The following is an 18570-nucleotide window of genomic DNA, read 5'->3' as shown; positions in this document are numbered from 1 at the left end:
AATATATAAGTTAAATGAATTTATAAGTATTATAGTATTGATGTTAATATTTATGTAATGTAAAATAGTAGAACATAATATAATATAAGAAGTAAATTGTATTATCTATGTAAAGGTTTTTATGAAATGTGTATAGAGAGGGATGGGAATTAAATGATAAAAGAAGTTAAAAGAGGATTTTATAATAAAAAAGATGTTATAGAGTATACTTTAACAAATAGCAATGGGGTAAGTATATCTATACTAAATTTAGGTGGAATAATTACAAAGATTATGACTCCTAATAAAGAAGGAAAACTTGAAAATATAGTGTTAGCTTATGAAAATATAGAAGATTATTATAGTAATCCATCCTATTATGGAGCTGTTATAGGTAGAACAGCAGGGAGAATTGATAAAGGCGAAATAACTATAAATGATAAATTATATGAGCTTTCAAAAAATTATGGAGTTAACTCGGGTCATGGTGGACAAGTTGGGTTTGATAAAAAATTCTGGGATATTAAAGATATAAGTGATGATAAAGCTACAAGACTTGAACTTTCAATAGAATCTCATGATCTTGAAGAGAATTATCCTGGAAATCTTACAGTAAAAGTTATATATGAGTTGAATGATTATAATGAATTCTTATTTAAGATTAAAGCTATTTCAGATAAGGATACTTTAGTTAATATGACTAACCATAGTTATTTTAATTTAAGTGGTGATTATAAGAGGGATATACTTAATGAAGAATTATATATTAATTCAGATAAGATATTAAAGATAGATGAAAATGGGGGAGTTACAGGAGAGGAATATGAAGTTTTAGGGACTCCATTTGATTTTAGGAAACCTCATAAAATAGGAGAGAGAATAGATAGTGATGATCCACAAGTAAAACTTGGATTTGGTTATGACCATCCATTTATTCTAAATAAAGAAGATAGAAGAATTGTACTTAAAGATGAAGAGAGTGGAAGAGTATTAGAAATTCAAACTGATCAGGAAAGTGTTGTTGTTTATTCTATGAACTTTATAAATGATTGTACTATTTATGGCGGAATGACTCCTAAAAGAAGACTTGGAATATGCTTTGAAACACAAGCGCCACCAATTGGATATAATGAAGTCTTTAAAGAAAAATCTTATCTAAGTGCAGGAAAAATCTATTCTAAATCAACGAAGTATACATTTAAAGTAGAAAAGTAATTAATGTGATGAAAAGAATATGTAAAAAATTAAATAATTAGGCAAATGGATGTAAAATTAATTATAAATAATATTATATATATGAAATAAAAGAAGAGAAGCTTAAAAATTTAAGCTTCTCTTTTAAATATATTATAATTCTCTGTTAGCTATTTCTGAAAGTAATCTAGCTTTGAAATCTTCAAAGTTCATTGAACCTTCATCATCATTCTTTCTGCTTCTAACTGAAACAGCATTATCATTCATTTCTTTTTCACCAACAACTAAGATATAAGGAACTCTTTCAAGTCTTGCTTCTCTTATCTTATATCCAAGTTTTTCAGTTCTGTAATCAGCTTCAACTCTTACACCACTATTTCTTAAATCTCTAACGATTTTTTCAGTGTAGTCATTGTACTTATCTGATAATGGAAGAACCTTTGCTTGAACTGGTGCAAGCCAAGTTGGGAATGCTCCTGCGTACTTTTCAATAAGCATAGCAAGTGTTCTTTCATAACATCCGATTGATGATCTATGGATAATGTATGGACGTTTCTTTTCGCCATCTTTATCAATATAAGTCATATTAAATCTTTCAGCTAGAGCGAAGTCTATTTGAACAGTTATAATAGTATCTTCTTTTCCATGAACATTCTTAAACTGGATATCAAGTTTTGGTCCGTAGAATGCAGCTTCATCATCAGCTTCTACATAATCTATTTGTAAATGATCTAATATAGTTTTCATTATTTCTTGAGTCTTTTCCCAAGCTTCTGGATTGTTAATGTACTTTTTAGTATTGTTTGGATCCCATTTTGAGAATCTGTATGAGATATCTCCATCAATTCCTAAAGTAGCCATTACATATTTTATTAAATCAACAACACCTTTAAATTCTTCTTCTAGTTGTTCAGGAGTACATACTATGTGACCATCAGCTAGAGTAAATTGTCTAACTCTTATAAGTCCATGCATTTCTCCTGATGATTCATTTCTAAATAGAGTAGAAGTTTCAGCAAATCTTACAGGAAGATCTCTGTAACTGTGTTGTTCTGCATTGTATATTGCATATTGGAATGGACAAGTCATAGGTCTTAATGCGAATACTTCGTCATCCTTTTCTTCATCACCTAAAACGAACATTCCATCTTTATAGTGATCCCAGTGACCTGAGATTTTGTAAAGGTCACTTTTGGCCATTAAAGGAGTTTTTGTTAAAACATAACCTCTTCTTTCTTCTTCATCTTCAATCCATCTTTGAAGAGTTTGAATTATTCTAGATCCCTTTGGCATTATTAGAGGAAGACCTTGACCTACATTTTCATCAGTAGTGAATAATTTTAATTCTCTACCTAGTTTGTTGTGGTCTCTCTTTTTAGCTTCTTCTAAAGCTTCTAAATGTTCTTCTAGATCTTTATTCTTTAAGAATGCAGTACCATATATTCTAGCAAGCATCTTGTTTTTTTCGTCGCCTCTCCAGTAAGCACCAGCAGTTCTTAAAAGTTTGATACCTTTCATTGGCTTAAGTGACATTACGTGAGGTCCAGCGCATAGGTCTACGAAGTCTCCCATTTTGTAGAATGAAATAATCTCATCTTCCCCTAAATCATTTATAAGTTCAACCTTGTAAGGTTCGTCTTTCATAAGCTCTAAAGCTTCATTTCTTGGTAATTCAAATCTTTCAATTTGAGGATTTTCTTTAACTATTTTTTTCATTTCAGCTTCGATTTTTTCTAAATCTTGTGCACTAAATGCACCTTCTTTATCAAAATCATAGTAGAATCCATCTTCGATTGCAGGTCCTATAGCAATCTTAACCTCTGGGAATAATCTTTTAACAGCATAAGCTAATACGTGTGATGCACTGTGTCTTAAAGCATCTTTTCCTTCTTGTGAATCAAAAGTGCAAAGACCAACTTCACAATCTTCGTTTATTGTATGACGTAAATCAACAACCTCTCCATTTACTAATCCGCAGAAAGCATTTCTAGCTAATCCTTCGCTAATACTTTTTGCTACGTCTAAAACTGATACACCTTTTTCAAATTCTTTAACTGATCCGTCTTTTAAACTAACTTTAATCATCTTAAAAAACTCCTTTCTTTCTTTATATTAAAACTAAAAATTATTTACTAAAATAAAAAAACTCCGTCTCTAAAAATTAGAGACGAAGTATAATATCCGTGGTTCCACTCTAGTTATTCTTAAGATTAAATCTTAAGAATCACTTTAATATGTCGTAACGTGACAATGACGGACTGGATTGGAGTCACTCCGAGTTAGTTTTCTGTTAAGCTCATATAAAAGTACTTACAGCTAATGTACTCTCTCTCTGTAAATGAGGATTTAACATACTCTTCTCATCAATGTGTTTATCTTCTTAAGTTAATTTATATTATAATCATACAAATTTCAGATGTCAATAAATGCTTTCATAAAGTTTCTCGAGTTTAATATTTTCGAGCAATTCTTCAGAATAGTAAGATTTACCCATTAAAATAAATATAATATCTTCTTTTTTATAGCCTTCTTTATATAATTTTATATCTTTTGTCAAACGCTTAACCATATTGGTAGAAGCGTTTAATATATTACAAAGTTCCTTAAAAGAGTAGTATCTTTTGGGAAGAAGTTTATATAGCTTTTTTTGTAATTTAATTTTATAAGAAATATCTGTTTCAAGAGAGTGATGTGGTCCTAATCTTCCACGATGGTGATATTCGCATAGATACATATAATTTAACTCTATATCAAAACCACCTTCATTTTTATGAACAATGTGATGAATATCAGCTTCTTTATTACATATTTCACAAAAATACAATGATAAACCTCCTTAATCTATATTTAATAATTATAGATAAAAAAATTAGTTAAATCAATTAACAGAATATTTATATAAAATAAAAAATTAAATTGTATAAATCAAGGGTAAAAACAATAAAAAATGGTATAATATACTATATAATATATTATATTGAGATTTATGAAGAAGGGTGATATTTATGAGAGATAACTACAATTCATTTAATTTCTGGACTAATAATGTTAACGAACACAAAGCAATAAGAGGGCATGCTTTTACAAATGAATTGCCAACAAGCAAATCGGTATATATACATGCACTTATATTTTCTAACAAAAATGGAATAGAAAATATTTATTCATACTTTTCAAATCCAAGAGTGTTATTAGGCTATATACAACACTCATTTTGTCAAAAAGCATTCTATAAATGGGCATATGGAACAGAAAAATTAGTAATGAAAATTCCAGCCGTTTCAACTTGTGATCTAATAAATAATCTTTTGAAAAAGAATAAAATTTCCAAAGAAGAAGCAAAAATAATGAAAGAACAATATACATTTTTAAGTAATCTATGGGATAAAGATGACAGCGAAATTATAACGGAGTTAGTGAAGTTTGCAAAAGAGTTTAATAAGGTTTGGGTTGGAGATAACAAACAATTCTTATATATAAAAGTATTCAAAACAGCAAAGGACTTAGGAGAATTCATTGATGATTCAATAAGAATGACAAACAAGGAAGAAGAGTTTAAATAAGGAATAGGATTATCATTAGATCAATGGAGAGAAGTATACTTAAAGGTTGGAGAAGATAAGGAATGCTCAAATATATTTAGAAAAATTCTTTTAAATAAATTATCAGAAACACTTTAATAAGGTTAATGTAAATAAGCAATTCATTTAGGTATATGAATTGCTTATTTTTATTAAATTAATATTCAAATTAGTATTAATTTGAATTATTTAGGAATATTAGTAACTTATAAATGTTGACATAGTCTATTAACATTGTTACAATAAAGCATAATCAAAATTAAAAAAAGTCTTATCAAGAGTGGTGGAGGGACTGGCCCTATGAAACCCGGCAACCTACTAATAATTAAGGTGGGAATGACTATAAGAGAATCAATGTATAACATGCATTGATTGTTTGTCATTTTTAATTATAGAGTGTGGTGCTAAATCCAGCAGTGAAAACTGATAGATAAGTAGTATTTATAGAGTGTATATAAAGCTTCTGATTTCTATCAGAAGCTTTTTTATTTTGTGTATAGGAACTTTAGGGAGGGCAAAAAATGAACAAAGAGAATAAAGGGAATTGGTGGGCGCTTTTACCATTAATAGTGTTTGTGGTTGTATATGTTGGAATTGCAATAATTGCAAAGGATTTTTATGCAGTTTCTGTGATAATACCATTTTTAATTGCATCAGTTGTGGCTTTAGTTATGAATACTAAAGTTAGATTTGAAGAAAAACTACAGATTTTCTGCAAAGGAGCAGGAGATACTAATATAATCTTAATGATTTTAATATTTATATTAGCAGGAGCATTTGCAGCTGTTGCTAAATCTATGGGGGCAGTTGATTCAACTGTAAACTTAGGGCTTTCAGTATTACCACCAAATCTTTTGGTAACAGGAATATTTATAGTTGCATGCTTCATAGCATTATCAGTTGGAACATCAATGGGAACAATAGTTGCGCTTGTACCAATAGCACTTGGAGTATCTGAAAAGACTGGAATAGCTGTAGCCTTAGTAGTTGGAGCTGTTGTAAGCGGAGCAATGTTTGGGGACAACTTATCAATTATATCTGATACAACAATAGCAGCAACAAGAACACAGGGCTGTGATATGAGAGATAAGTTTAGAATGAACTTTAAAATAGTATTACCAGCTGCAATAATTACAGCAATTATTTTTATGGTTATAACTAGTGGAACGGAAGCTATTAGCTTAGGTAGTTATGATTATAGCTTAATAAAAATCGTTCCATACATAGGTGTTTTAGTTGCAGCACTTGCAGGAATAAATGTTATATTTGTTTTAGCATCTGGAATAATTTTAGCAGGGACTATCGGAATTGGGACTGGAAGTTTTGATATTATAGGACTTTTTAAAAGTATGGCAGAAGGTATAAATGGTATGAGTGAATTAATAATAATATCATTATTAATAGCTGGTATGGTTGCAATTATAAAATACAATGGAGGAATTGACTTTATACTTCATAAGGGATTAAAAAACTTTAAAACTAGAAGAGGTGCAGAGCTTGGAATTGGAGCTTTAGCAAGCTTAGTTGATATATGTACTGCAAATAATACAATAGCAATAGTTACAGTAGGACCAATTGCTAAAGACATATCAAATGAATTTGATTTAGAGCCAAAGAGAGTTGCAGGTATTATGGACATGTTCGCATGTGCATTCCAAGGGATAATACCTTATGGTGCTCAGCTTATATCAGCAGCAGGACTTGCGGCAATATCACCTATTGAAATAATGCAATATCTGTTCTACCCATATCTAATGGGTATATCAGCGGTAGTTGCTATAATATTTTACTGGAGTAGAAGAAAAGAAGAAAATAGAGTAAAATAAAAAAGCCCGAGTTTGGGCTTTTTTATTTTAGTACATCTAGTTTACTAGGCATATGCATTGGGATGAGATTCCAAGACCTTCTCCAGTAAAACCAAGTCCTTCTTCTGTAGTAGCTTTAATGTTTATTTGATTAAACTCTATGTTTAATGCCGCTGCTACATTACGTCTCATTATCTCTATATAAGGAGCCATCTTTGGCTTTTGTGAAATTATTGTTGCATCGATATTACCTATCTTATAGTCATGAACCTTTAAAAGATTTCCAACTTCTTTAAGAAGAGCTATGCTTGATATCCCTTTATACTTTGGGTCAGTATCAGGGAAATGTGTACCTATATCACCTAATGCTGTAGCTCCAAGTAGTGAGTCCATAATTGCATGAATGAGAACGTCGGCATCAGAGTGACCTAATAATCCAAGTTCATAAGGGATTGTAACGCCACCTAAAATCAAATCTCTACCTTGAACTAAACGATGTACATCATAACCTAAGCCAATACGCATATCTTTCACCTCTCTAATATTTCTTCTATAAGTTTAACATAAAAATATAGTATAAAGAAGTAAACGGTATTAACCTCGCGACGCTTATACTTAAAATCAACATAAATAACATTTGATTTCATAAAAAAATCACCGATACAATTAGTGCTTTTTATAATATATTACAAAAGTATTTAATAAATGATTATTAATTTGTAATTTCATTTAAAAAAAACAGGTATTTAGGTATAATTAAATATAAGAATAGATATTATTTGACAAAAATAATGTCGACGTAGGGGGGAGCGTATAGATTTGGAGATATTCGATAGAAATAAATATAAATTTTCAGATATACCAAGTTTAGTAGAGATAAGTGATGAGGTAAATAAAGCTAGAGCGGAGCAGATATCTTTGATGGAGAAAGAACTTTATTCTTATAAAGTTCTAATACAAGATTTATTTGCGTACTCTCCAAGTGATAAGGATAGAAATACAATATTAAATATAGCTTTTTACATAATAGGAGAAGTAGAGTTATTAGAGTTTATACAAGATAAGAAAAAATTACCTCCTAATATATTATCTAAGAAGACTATGCAGCCAAGAAAGTTTATAGAGGAATGGAATGATTATATAATTACATACACTATTATATTTTCAAATCCTAATTATAAACTTATACAAGATTATATTAGAATTGAAGAGTCAAAAGATGAGGTAGAAATACCAAAGGAAAAGCAATCTAATAAGACTGTGATTAAGAAAGTAATAATAGAGAAAACTAATGAAGAAATTAGTGTAGATGAAAATGACAAAGAAGAAGAATCAAATGTGGTTTCAATAAATAAGAATTCAAAACCGGAGTTAAGAGGAGTAATAGTAAAATCCTTTAAACGTAGTGCATGTATACTAACTAGCAGAGGGGAATTTAAGAAGGTAAAGCTAGAAGGTGATATGAGTGTAGGTGAAGAGGTAACAGCTACAGCAAAAAAAGGGATAAAAGATTATAAACTTCAAATAGGAATTTTTGTGATTGCAATTGTTGTGGCTTGTGGTGCATTTTTATATAAATATTCAGAAATAGATAGAACTATATTAATTAACACAACATCGCAAGTAAAGGTAGATGTTAATTCATTTAATAAGATAATAAGTGCGTATTCTCCAACAAGTAAGGGAGAAGAGATGGTTAAGAGTTTAAAGTTAAACAATGTGAAATTAGATAAAGGTATAGAATCGATATTAAACTATGCAAATAATAATTCAATGATACCATCTGGTAATATATTAATTACTGTAACTGGAGATCCTCTAGAGTTTGGAACTTTAGAAAAAACAGGTGAATTTGCATCAAGCCATAAGATAAAGTTAATAATAAATAATGCTGGAAATGAGCAAAAATTATCTAATTAAAAGATAGAATTAAAAGGAAGATAAGAATGAAAAAAAACTCAAATAGAGAAAATGATAGATTTAAAAATATCAAAAAAAAGAAAAGTAATAAAAATTATAAAAAGCCTAATTTAGATAAGGGAAAAAAGAAGAAAGAAGCATTAAATAATAGGAACATAATTAATCATGAAGATAGAGGTGATGAAACACGCCTAAATAAATATATTAGTGAAACAGGAATATGTTCTAGAAGAGAGGCTGATAAGCTTATAGAGTCTGGAAGGGTTACTATTAATGGAGTAAAGGCTACAATGGGAACTAAGGTATCTAAAGGACAGGTAGTAAAAGTGGATGGAAAAAAGATATCTAAGGAAGAAGAGTTAGTTTATATAGTTTTAAATAAGCCTGTTGGTATTACATGTACTACCGAAAGTAAGATAAGAGGTAACATAGTTGATTTTGTAGGACATAGTAAGAGGATTTTTCCAATAGGGAGATTAGATAAAGATTCTCAAGGATTAATATTACTAACTAATGATGGCGATATAGTAAATAAGATTTTAAGAGCTGGAAATAACCATGAAAAAGAATATATAGTAACTGTAGATAAAAAGATAACTAATGAATTTATAAAAGGTATGAGTAGTGGTGTTAGAATACTTGGAACAATTACTAAAGAATGCTTTGTTAAAAAGGAAGATGATTATACATTTAGAATCATTTTAACCCAAGGGATGAATAGACAGATAAGAAGAATGAGTGAAGCCTTAGGATATGAGGTCAAGAAACTTAAGAGAATTAGAATAATGAATATTAATTTAGGAGATTTAAAGATAGGTAAGTGGAGAGATTTAACTAGAAAAGAACTTGTAGGTTTAAATGATTTAATTCAAAGTTCTAAGAAGACAAAAGAAATTGATGAATAGAAAATGAGTATTCGCAAACAAATTATTATTTGCGAATACTCATTTTTTTATTTATATTTACTAGAAATAAAATTAAAAATTTTCTAATATGTGAAATATTACTAACATAATCCACATGTCCCTGTGGATAACTTGTTATAAACTTGTTGATATAGCTGTAGATAATTTCTTGTATTTTGAAGAATACTATTAAAAAATGATATATTTTTTGAAAAAATGTTGGAAAAGGTAGGAAATGAAATGGCAAGAAGTAGTATTTTAAAGGGTTTAGGCCTGTTGGGGATAACTTTCATAATTATAAGTTTTGCACATGGGGTGTGGATAAGTACAAAAGAGTATCAGGAGAAAAGTGGACTTACTGAAGGAGTAGAGATAAAACATAAGGATAAGTGCCTTGAGATTAATGTTAATTATCCTAAAATAATTGATAAAGAAAGTAAAAATATAAATAATGAAATAGTCACATGGACAAATTCCTGGATTAAAGAGGTGGAAGATGTACTTGAAGATTATAAAAAGAGTGGATACATATGCAACTTACCATATCAATTATTCTCAAATTACTATATAACGAAGGAAAGCAATGATATATTGAGCTTTTACATAGATTATTATCAATTTACTGGTGGTGCACATGGAAGTACTACAAGGAAAGGTTATGTTATAGATAGAAAGATAGGAAAAAAATTAGTTATCAAGGAATTATTTAAGAAAGGATATGATTATAAAACTGTTATAGATAAAGAGATAAAAGTACAAATAAGCGCTGATAAGGAAAGGTATTTTGATGAGGGAACTACATATAAAGGAATAACAGATGATGTTAAATTCTATATAAAGGGAGAAAATTTAGTTGTATATTACGGTCAGTACGAAATAGCTCCATATGCCTCAGGGATACCTGAGTTTAATATACCTTTAAGTAAGTTTAATGGAAATCTAGTATATGATAAAATCTAAGTAGAGAATTAAAGTACTTAGAGGTGATAGAGGATGGGGAAGTTAGAAGAGGTATTAAAGAAACAAAAAGAGTTCTTTGCTACTAGAAAAACTAAAGATATTGATTTTAGAATAAGCAATTTAAAAAAATTAAAAGATATATTAAAAAAGAATGAGGATAGAATACTTGAGGCACTTAAAGATGATTTAAATAAATCATATTTTGAAGGATATTCAACAGAAGTTGGAATTGTATATGAAGAAATAAATATGCAAATAAAACATTTAAGAAAATGGGCTAGGAAAGAGAGTGTATCTAGTTCTATAGTATTTTTCCCAAGTAGAAGTTATATTTATAAAGAACCATATGGAGTATCATTAATTATTGGACCATTTAATTATCCATTTCAATTAGTAGTAGCACCATTAATAGGTGCAATAGCAGCTGGAAATTGTGCTGTAATGAAACCGTCAGAGTATTCAATAAATACTTCAAAGACATTAGAAGATATTATAAATAGCAATTTTGATGAGGGATATATTAAAGTTGTCGAACCAGAGGGTGGCAGAGAGTCTGTAACAGAGTTGTTGACATTAGATTTTGATTATATTTTCTTTACTGGAAGTGTAATGGTTGGGAAAATAGTTATGGAAGCTGCATCTAAAAAACTTATTCCTGTGACCTTAGAGCTCGGTGGAAAGAGCCCCTGTATTATTGATGAAGATGCTAATTTAAAATTAAGTGGAAAAAGAATAGTATGGGGTAAACTTTTAAATGCAGGTCAAACTTGCGTGGCACCAGATTATTTAATGGTACACAAGAAAGTTAAAGAAGAGTTTTTAAAATTATTAGTTCAAGAGATTGAAGACCAATATGGAAAAGATATAGGAAAGAATGATGAATATCCAAGAATAATTAGAGAACGTGATGTAGAAAGATTAAGTACTTATTTAGAGGATGGTAATGTATATTTTGGTGGTGATTATGATATTAAAGATAGATACATGATGCCAACTATACTTACAGAGGTTGATATAAATAGTGAAGTTATGACCAATGAAATATTTGGACCAATATTACCTGTATTGGAATTTGATGATACAGATAAAGTGATAAATTTTGTTAATAGTAGACCAAAACCATTAGCACTATATTATTTTTCAGAAAGTAAGAAGAATATAGAATATATATTAGAAAATACTAGCTCAGGTGGAGTTACAATAAATGATACTGTACTGCAAGCTGGATATAAAAATCTTCCTTTTGGTGGAGTTGGAAATAGTGGTATTGGAGAGTATCATGGTAAAGCAAGCTTTGATACATTTACTCATAGAAAGCCTGTTGTTAAAAGAGGCACATATATAGAGTTCCCATTCAGGTTTGCACCTTTTGGAGACAAGATCAAGTTAATAAAAAAATTTATGAAATAATATTATAAAGACCTCTCTGTTTAGGGAGGTCTTTTAATAAAATTTATTATATTGCAGCCTTTTTATCTTCTTCTTGTGAATCTTTTACGAAGGCTTCTTTAAATACTTTAATACCTTGTATTATAACTGTTGGTAAGAAAGCTAATAAATAAATTAAGCCAACTTGAGTCCATGAAAGAGTAGCAACCTCAAATAATTTTTGTAATGGTGGTACAAATAAAACTAAGTTTAGGAGTATAGCACCAGTTAAAAATGCATATATTGAATACTTGTTAGAGCCCAAACCAAGTTTGAATATTGAAGCTTTACCACGACAGTTAAATCCATGGAACAGTCTTCCAAGACAAAGTGTTGAGAATGCCATTGTACTAGCAACAGCAGGACCAGCTTCAAGTCCAATATGGAAAGCAACTATAGTAAATACTGCAATAATTAAACCTTCGATAGCAATATCTAAAATAAAATCTTTAGTTAAAATAGATTCTTTGCTATCTCTAGGTTTTTCTTTTAGAAGATCCTTAGTTGGGTTTTCAACACCAATTGCTATAGCAGGTAAACTATCAGTTAAAAGGTTAATAAACAATAAGTGTACTGGCATAAATGGTACGGGTAGTGCCATTATTGAAGCATAAAGTACAGCAAGTATACCAGAAGTATTACCTGAAAGTAAGAATTTAATTGAGTTCTTTATGTTTGCATAAACATTTCTTCCATTAGTAATAGCCTTAACAATTGTTGCAAAGTTATCATCTGTAAGTATCATTGATGCAGCATCCTTTGAAACCTCTGTTCCAGTGATTCCCATAGCTATACCTATATCAGCTTGTTTAAGTGCAGGAGCATCATTAACACCATCACCAGTCATAGCAACAATTTTACCTTTGTTTTGCCATGCACTTACTATTCTAATTTTATGTTCAGGTGAAACTCTAGCGTAAACTGATATATGATCAAGCTTTCTCATAAGTTCTTCTTCACTCATCTTATCAAGTTCTAAACCAGTAACAGCCATATCTCCATCTTGAAGAATACCTATTTGTTTAGCAATAGCAGAAGCAGTGATTTTATGGTCACCAGTAATCATTATTGGTTTGATTCCAGCAGTTATACAATCCCTAACAGCTTCAGCTGATTCAACTCTTGGAGGATCAATCATTGAAACTAATCCAAGGAAAGTATATTCACTTTCATCTTCTAAAGTTAAATCACGAATTTCTGGAAGTTCTTTATAAGCAAAAGCTAAAACTCTTAAGCCATTTTGAGAAAGTTCCATATTAGTATCTATAATTTTTTGTTTATCATCTTCAGTTATTGGTCTTAAGCCATTTGAAGTTTTAATAGAAGTAACTCTGTTTAAAAGTACATCAAAAGCACCTTTTGTGAACATTATGTTTTTGCCATCAAGCTGATGAACTGTACTCATAAGCTTTCTATCTGAATCAAAAGGAATTTCTTTTAATCTTTCAAATTCGTTTCTTACGGCATCTTCTTTTAAATTATAAATATGAGCAAGATTTACTAGAGCAACTTCAGTTGGATCACCGATTTCTTGTCCATCGATTGAAGTTGAATCATTACATAAAACTGCACTATTTAATAAGTACTGCTCAGCTTCATTAGTTAAATCTAACTTTTCAGAAGCTATAAGTTTTCCATCAACGTATATTTGCTTAGTTGTCATTTTATTTTGAGTAAGTGTACCAGTTTTATCTGAACAGATTATTGATACAGAACCTAAACCTTCAACAGCTTTAAGGGATTTAATTATTGCATGTTCTTTTGCCATTTTTTGAGTTCCAATAGCAAGGACAATTGTAACAATAGAGCTTAAAGCTTCAGGAATAGCAGCAACAGCAAGGGCAACAGCAAACATTAATGAATCAAGTATTGGGGTATTTCTATAAACACTTAAACCAAATACAATAGCACAAATTACTAGAATTACTATAGCAAGCTTTTTAGAAAAATCATCTAAACTTATTTGTAGTGGAGTTTTCTTTTCTTGTGTTTGTTCCATAAGTGTAGCGATTTTACCAAGTTCAGTATCCATACCAGTAGCAGTAACAATAACTAAAGCACGTCCATAAGTAACAAGGGAACTAGAAAATACCATATTTTTTTGATCGCCTAATGCTATTTCATCTTTAGCTATAACATCAGAAGTTTTAGTAACACTTTCAGATTCACCAGTTAAAGAGCTTTCATTAACTTGAAGAGAGTAATTTTCGATAATTCTACCATCAGCTACAACTAAATCTCCAGCTTCAAGGACTAATATATCTCCAGGAACAATATCCTTTGAAGGAACTTCAGTTTTGACACCGTTTCTAAGAACCTTAGCATTAGGTGCGGATAGTGCTTTTAAACTGTTTAGTGATTGTTCAGCTTTAACATGTTGAACAGTACCTAGTATTGCATTTAAGATTATAACTGCAAATATTACAATTGTACTTTCAACATTTCCAGTAGCGATAGATACGATACCAGCAATAATAAGGATAATAACTAATAAATCCTTAAATTGCTCAAAGAATACTTGTATAGTGCTCTTTTTTTTCTTTTCGCTTAGTACATTTTCACCATACTTTTCTCTGTATAGATCTACTTCAGTGTCTTTAAGACCTTCCTTGGTGGTTCCAAAGCTATGAAGTACATCTTCAGTAGTTTTGTTAAAAAAGTTTTTCATTTAAATAGGACCCCTTTCATACTTTAATATCTTAATTTTTTAATAAAAAAAGACTCTTAATATAAACTACGAATTTAAAAAAATCATAATCTATATTAAAAGTCTCGTAACCACTAGGGTATATAACACCAGACATGAAATCATGCCGAGAATGTTGACGTTATATTTAAAACTACTCCCTCTTAAGCTATTTAGTTGTTAATACAAGGATATATCGACGAAGTTAGAAAGTCAATAGATAATAATATAATATATTAAGATTTAACATAGAGTGAACATAAATCTTACATAGAATTTATAAACATAATGGTATATTTATAAAATTTTGTATTAATATATGTGATTTTAAATTTAGATGATTTGTTTGATTATAGATATGAAGAAATTAATTAAATATTTTAATATAAGATTAATTCAGAAGATAAACGTATAAAAATAGCCTACACAAACTTCATTAAATGATAAATTATCACAATTAAGATAGCACAGACTATATTTTAAATTAAAATATTTTTATTATTTTAAAGCTGTTTTAGCTATAAGTATATCTTCATCTGTGTTACCTCCACTAACACCAATAGCGCCAATAAGTTTATCATTATTCATTATTGGTATTCCACCACCAAAAGTACAAAGTTTGCCAGGATGTACACTATCTAAACCATAAAATGGCCCCCCAGGAAGTACTAGCTCATGAACTTTTTCTGTATCCATTTTTAGGGCAATAGCAGTATAGGCTTTATTTAGGGCGGCGGGGATACTTATCAGTAAAGAGTTGTCCATTCTGTGTTGAGCAATAAGATTTCCACCTTCATCAACTATTGCAATAGTAACAGAGATACTCATTTCTTTAGCTTTATCTTCAGCTTTCTTAAGAATTTCCTTAGCTTTATTTAAAGTAATAGTGTCATGTTTCAAAGATGCTATTATATTTTCTGTAATTTTATGAGCCATATCATCATCTATCATTTTTAATCACCTCATTAAACTTATGATAATAAAAATTAATTTATAATATAGAAATAGTGTATTAGTTTATATTATTTAATACTTGTAAATTATAATTAGCTATTATGTAAATTTAAGACTATAGTGAGATGGATATTAATTTCTTTAAAGTTGATATTAATTAAATATTAAACATTGCAATATGTGAGTGATGAGGATGGATTCTAAGTATATATAGTATTGGGAGAGTAGAAGTGTGAGTAAAATTAATTTATATAATGTATTTTATATAAAGTTTGGATTTTACAAGAAAATATTAAAATGGCAACTTAAAGGTCTTAATTTTACCTTTTGTAAAAGATACAGCTTAATATAAAAAATATTTTTGTAGAAATAGAATTTTTCAAAGGAGTATTAAGGTTGTAGTTTTTCAGATATAAAAGTAATTGCAGTTTTAATATTACTTTTATATCTTTTTTTATTTAAATCCATTTACTGTGGAACACAATATGGTTTTAATATTACTTTAATTAAGTTTGAAAAGTATTATAAGAAATTTATATAGCTAATTTATAATAAAGCTACAGCAAATAAATTTAAACGATTTCTTAAGGGGGAATAAAAATGATAGCCAAAGGTTTTTCAAAACCAACTGAAAGAGTTAAAAGATTAAAAAGAATGATTGTTGATGCAACTCCATATGTTGAATCAGAAAGAGCGGTTCTTGTAACAGAATCATATAAAGAGACAGAAGGTTTATCTCCAATACTAAGACGTGCTAAAGCTGTAGAAAAAATATTTAATAATTTACCTATAACTATTCGTGAAGATGAGTTGATAGTAGGAGCTATAACTAAAAATCCTCGTTCTACTGAAATTTGTCCTGAATTCTCTTATGATTGGGTTGCTAAAGAATTTGAGACTATGGGAACAAGAATAGCAGATCCATTTCAAATTCCAAAGGAAACAGCAAAAGAATTAGAAGAAGCTTTTAAATATTGGGAAGGCAAAACTACAAGTTCACTTGCTGATTCTTATATGTCCAAAGAAGCGAAGGATTGCATAGCAAATGGAGTCTTTACAGTAGGAAATTATTTCTACGGTGGAGTGGGACATGTTTGCGTAGATTATGGAAAGATATTAAAAAAAGGATTTAAGGGAGTTATTGCAGAAGTTGTTGAAGCTATGAGCAAAATGGACAAGAAAGATCCAGACTATATAAAGAAACAACAATTTTATAATTCTGTAATTATTTCATATACAGCTGCAATTAACTTTGCACATAGATATGCAAATAAGGCAAGAGCTATGGCGGAGGTTGAAACTAATAATATAAGAAAAGAAGAGTTATTACAAATTGCGGCTAATTGTGATAGAGTTCCAGAAAGTGGAGCTACTAATTTTTATGAAGCTTGTCAAGCTTTCTGGTTTGTTCAAATAATGGTCCAAATTGAATCAAGTGGACACTCAATATCTCCAGGACGTTTTGACCAATACATGTATCCTTACTTAAAAGATGATAAGAAAATTTCAAAAGAATTTGCTCAGGAGTTAGTAGATTGTATTTGGATTAAACTTAATGATATAAATAAAACACGTGATGAGGTATCAGCTCAAGCCTTTGCAGGATATGCTGTTTTCCAAAATCTTTGTGTTGGAGGACAAAATGAAGAGGGAATTGATGCTACGAATGATGTTTCATATATGTGTATGGAGGCAACAGCACATGTTAAGCTACCAGCACCTTCTTTCTCAATTCGTGTATGGCAAGGAACTCCAGATGAGTTTTTATTAAGGGCATGTGAGCTTGCAAGATTAGGGCTAGGTGTTCCAGCTATGTATAATGATGAAGTTATAATTCCAGCATTAATTAATAGAGGTCTTACACTTAGAGATGCTCGTAATTATTGCATTATTGGTTGTGTTGAACCTCAATGTCCTCATAAAACAGAAGGGTGGCATGATGCAGCATTCTTTAATGTAGCAAAGGTGTTAGAAATTACATTAAATAATGGTAAAGTGAATGGAATTCAATTAGGACCTGTTACAGGAGATGTAACAACTTTTAAATCTATAGATGAATTATATGATGCATTCAAGAAGCAGATGGAGTATTTTGTACAATATCTTGTTGAGGCAGATAACTGTGTTGATTATGCTCATGCAGAGAGAGCACCACTTCCATTCTTATCAGCTTTAGTTGATGATTGTATTGGAAGAGGCAAATCAGTTCAAGAGGGTGGAGCAATTTATAACTTTACAGGACCTCAAGCCTTTGGTGTTGCTGATACAGGAGATTCAGTATATGCAATACAAAAACATGTATTCGAAGATAATACAATTTCTATGAAACAATTAAAAGAAGCATTAGATGCGAATTTTGGACATTCTATAGAAGGTAATAATATATCTTGTGATAACACAAGTAGTTCAGAAATTAGTGAAATGCAAATTTATGAAGCTGTGAAGAAAATATTAATTAATTCAGGATCTATTGATCTTGCAGATATTCAAAATAAGATTGTATCTGAATTAAAACCAGCTAATAGCACAGTAGTTTCAGGTGATTTTGAAAACATAAGAAGGATTTTAGATAACACACCAGCCTTTGGTAATGATATTGATGAAGTAGATATGGTTGCTCGTAAATGTGCACAAATTTATTGTTTTGAAGTAGAGAAGTATACTAATCCACGTGGAGGGCAATTCCAAGCCGGTGTTTACCCAGTTTCTGCAAACGTTTTATTTGGTAAGGATGTTTCAGCACTACCAGATGGTAGACTAGCTAAGACACCGCTTGCAGATGGTGTTTCACCAAGAGCTGGTAAAGATGTTAATGGACCGACTGCTGCAGCAAATTCTGTGGCTAAATTAGATCATTTTATAGCATCAAATGGAACTCTTTATAATCAAAAATTCTTACCATCTGCTGTAGCAGGAGATAATGGACTTCAAAATTTTGCTTCTGTAGTAAGAAGTTACTTTGATCATAAAGGTATGCATGTCCAATTCAATGTAATAGATAAGCAAACCTTAATAGATGCACAAAAAAACCCACAAGAGTATAAAGATCTTGTTGTTCGTGTTGCTGGTTATAGTGCTCAATTCGTTGTTCTTGCAAAAGAAGTACAAGATAATATTATAGATCGTACTGAACATTCAATGTAGTTTTTAATATTCTT

Annotated in this window: 13 protein-coding genes, 1 riboswitch and 1 other annotated feature; of the genes, 8 read left to right on the top strand and 5 right to left on the bottom strand. The window is 30.0% G+C overall.

The window, feature by feature from the left end; translation table 11 throughout:
- The first annotated feature begins 153 nt into the window (after positions 1 to 153).
- Positions 154 to 1194, top strand: a complete 1041-nt coding sequence (locus K5V21_RS04020; protein WP_221859411.1) for an aldose epimerase family protein — start codon at positions 154 to 156, stop codon at positions 1192 to 1194.
- 132 nt (positions 1195 to 1326) lie between these two features.
- On the opposite strand, the gene thrS is transcribed toward K5V21_RS04020, so the two are convergent.
- Entirely contained in the window at positions 1327 to 3258 is a 1932-nt protein-coding gene (gene thrS, locus K5V21_RS04015; RefSeq protein WP_221859408.1) for a threonine--tRNA ligase, read from the bottom strand.
- Between the two features lie 75 nt (positions 3259 to 3333).
- Positions 3334 to 3549 (bottom strand) — a binding site (T-box leader).
- A gap of 43 nt (positions 3550 to 3592) precedes the next feature.
- Positions 3593 to 3997 (bottom strand): HNH endonuclease signature motif containing protein, encoded by a 405-nt coding sequence (locus K5V21_RS04010; protein ID WP_221859406.1) that lies wholly within the window; start codon positions 3995 to 3997, stop codon positions 3593 to 3595.
- A 181-nt stretch (positions 3998 to 4178) separates the two neighbouring features.
- Between K5V21_RS04010 and K5V21_RS04005 the strand changes: the two genes are divergently transcribed.
- Together K5V21_RS04005 and K5V21_RS04000 are read left to right on the top strand one after the other, a co-directional pair.
- Entirely contained in the window at positions 4179 to 4736 is a 558-nt protein-coding gene (locus K5V21_RS04005; RefSeq protein WP_221859404.1) for a hypothetical protein, read from the top strand.
- Positions 4737 to 5022: 286 nt separating this feature from the next.
- Positions 5023 to 5191: riboswitch (SAM riboswitch) on the top strand.
- An 84-nt stretch (positions 5192 to 5275) separates the two neighbouring features.
- Positions 5276 to 6580: a Na+/H+ antiporter NhaC family protein gene (locus K5V21_RS04000; protein WP_204595793.1), complete on the top strand. Its 1305-nt coding sequence runs from the start codon at positions 5276 to 5278 to the stop codon at positions 6578 to 6580.
- Between the two features lie 36 nt (positions 6581 to 6616).
- On the opposite strand, the gene ispF is transcribed toward K5V21_RS04000, so the two are convergent.
- On the bottom strand, positions 6617 to 7084 hold the full coding sequence (ispF, locus tag K5V21_RS03995) for a 2-C-methyl-D-erythritol 2,4-cyclodiphosphate synthase (protein WP_221859402.1): 468 nt from the start codon (positions 7082 to 7084) through the stop codon (positions 6617 to 6619).
- 294 nt (positions 7085 to 7378) lie between these two features.
- Between ispF and K5V21_RS03990 the strand changes: the two genes are divergently transcribed.
- The 4 genes from K5V21_RS03990 (at position 7379) to K5V21_RS03975 (ending at position 11754) form a co-directional block, all read left to right on the top strand.
- Positions 7379 to 8479, top strand: coding sequence for an anti-sigma factor domain-containing protein (locus K5V21_RS03990; RefSeq protein WP_221859400.1), 1101 nt, complete (start codon positions 7379 to 7381; stop codon positions 8477 to 8479).
- 26 nt (positions 8480 to 8505) lie between these two features.
- The gene (gene rluF / locus K5V21_RS03985) at positions 8506 to 9384 is read left to right on the top strand and encodes a 23S rRNA pseudouridine(2604) synthase RluF (RefSeq protein ID WP_221859398.1); all 879 of its coding nucleotides are present in this window, start codon (positions 8506 to 8508) and stop codon (positions 9382 to 9384) included.
- Positions 9385 to 9624: 240 nt separating this feature from the next.
- Entirely contained in the window at positions 9625 to 10344 is a 720-nt protein-coding gene (locus K5V21_RS03980; protein ID WP_221859396.1) for a DUF3298 and DUF4163 domain-containing protein, read from the top strand.
- A gap of 33 nt (positions 10345 to 10377) precedes the next feature.
- Positions 10378 to 11754 (top strand): aldehyde dehydrogenase, encoded by a 1377-nt coding sequence (locus K5V21_RS03975; protein WP_221859394.1) that lies wholly within the window; start codon positions 10378 to 10380, stop codon positions 11752 to 11754.
- 46 nt (positions 11755 to 11800) lie between these two features.
- Here the strand turns inward: K5V21_RS03975 and K5V21_RS03970 are convergent, their stop codons facing one another.
- Together K5V21_RS03970 and K5V21_RS03965 are read right to left on the bottom strand one after the other, a co-directional pair.
- The gene (locus K5V21_RS03970) at positions 11801 to 14440 is read right to left on the bottom strand and encodes a cation-translocating P-type ATPase (protein WP_221859392.1); all 2640 of its coding nucleotides are present in this window, start codon (positions 14438 to 14440) and stop codon (positions 11801 to 11803) included.
- Positions 14441 to 14956: 516 nt separating this feature from the next.
- Positions 14957 to 15409: a GlcG/HbpS family heme-binding protein gene (locus tag K5V21_RS03965; RefSeq protein WP_221859390.1), complete on the bottom strand. Its 453-nt coding sequence runs from the start codon at positions 15407 to 15409 to the stop codon at positions 14957 to 14959.
- Between the two features lie 603 nt (positions 15410 to 16012).
- Between K5V21_RS03965 and K5V21_RS03960 the strand changes: the two genes are divergently transcribed.
- Positions 16013 to 18556 (top strand): glycyl radical protein, encoded by a 2544-nt coding sequence (locus K5V21_RS03960; protein ID WP_221859388.1) that lies wholly within the window; start codon positions 16013 to 16015, stop codon positions 18554 to 18556.
- Positions 18557 to 18570: the final 14 nt, after the last annotated feature.

The sequence above is a fragment of the Clostridium sardiniense genome (assembly GCF_019753795.1).
Lineage (GTDB): Bacteria > Bacillota > Clostridia > Clostridiales > Clostridiaceae > Clostridium > Clostridium sardiniense.
This window is presented reverse-complemented; position numbering and strand designations above follow the sequence as displayed.

Bases quoted from the DNA above. Each gene is read 5' to 3' on its own strand.
- K5V21_RS03975 (WP_221859394.1), top strand. From the start codon at position 10,378: ATGGGGAAGTTAGAAGAGGTATTAAAGAAACAAAAAGAGTTCTTTGCT.
- rluF (WP_221859398.1), top strand. From the start codon at position 8,506: ATGAAAAAAAACTCAAATAGAGAAAATGATAGATTTAAAAATATCAAA.
- K5V21_RS04005 (WP_221859404.1), top strand. From the start codon at position 4,179: ATGAGAGATAACTACAATTCATTTAATTTCTGGACTAATAATGTTAAC.
- K5V21_RS03970 (WP_221859392.1), bottom strand. From the start codon at position 14,440: ATGAAAAACTTTTTTAACAAAACTACTGAAGATGTACTTCATAGCTTT.
- K5V21_RS04020 (WP_221859411.1), top strand. From the start codon at position 154: ATGATAAAAGAAGTTAAAAGAGGATTTTATAATAAAAAAGATGTTATA.
- thrS (WP_221859408.1), bottom strand. From the start codon at position 3,258: ATGATTAAAGTTAGTTTAAAAGACGGATCAGTTAAAGAATTTGAAAAA.
- K5V21_RS04000 (WP_204595793.1), top strand. From the start codon at position 5,276: ATGAACAAAGAGAATAAAGGGAATTGGTGGGCGCTTTTACCATTAATA.
- K5V21_RS03980 (WP_221859396.1), top strand. From the start codon at position 9,625: ATGGCAAGAAGTAGTATTTTAAAGGGTTTAGGCCTGTTGGGGATAACT.
- ispF (WP_221859402.1), bottom strand. From the start codon at position 7,084: ATGCGTATTGGCTTAGGTTATGATGTACATCGTTTAGTTCAAGGTAGA.
- K5V21_RS03965 (WP_221859390.1), bottom strand. From the start codon at position 15,409: ATGATAGATGATGATATGGCTCATAAAATTACAGAAAATATAATAGCA.
- K5V21_RS03960 (WP_221859388.1), top strand. From the start codon at position 16,013: ATGATAGCCAAAGGTTTTTCAAAACCAACTGAAAGAGTTAAAAGATTA.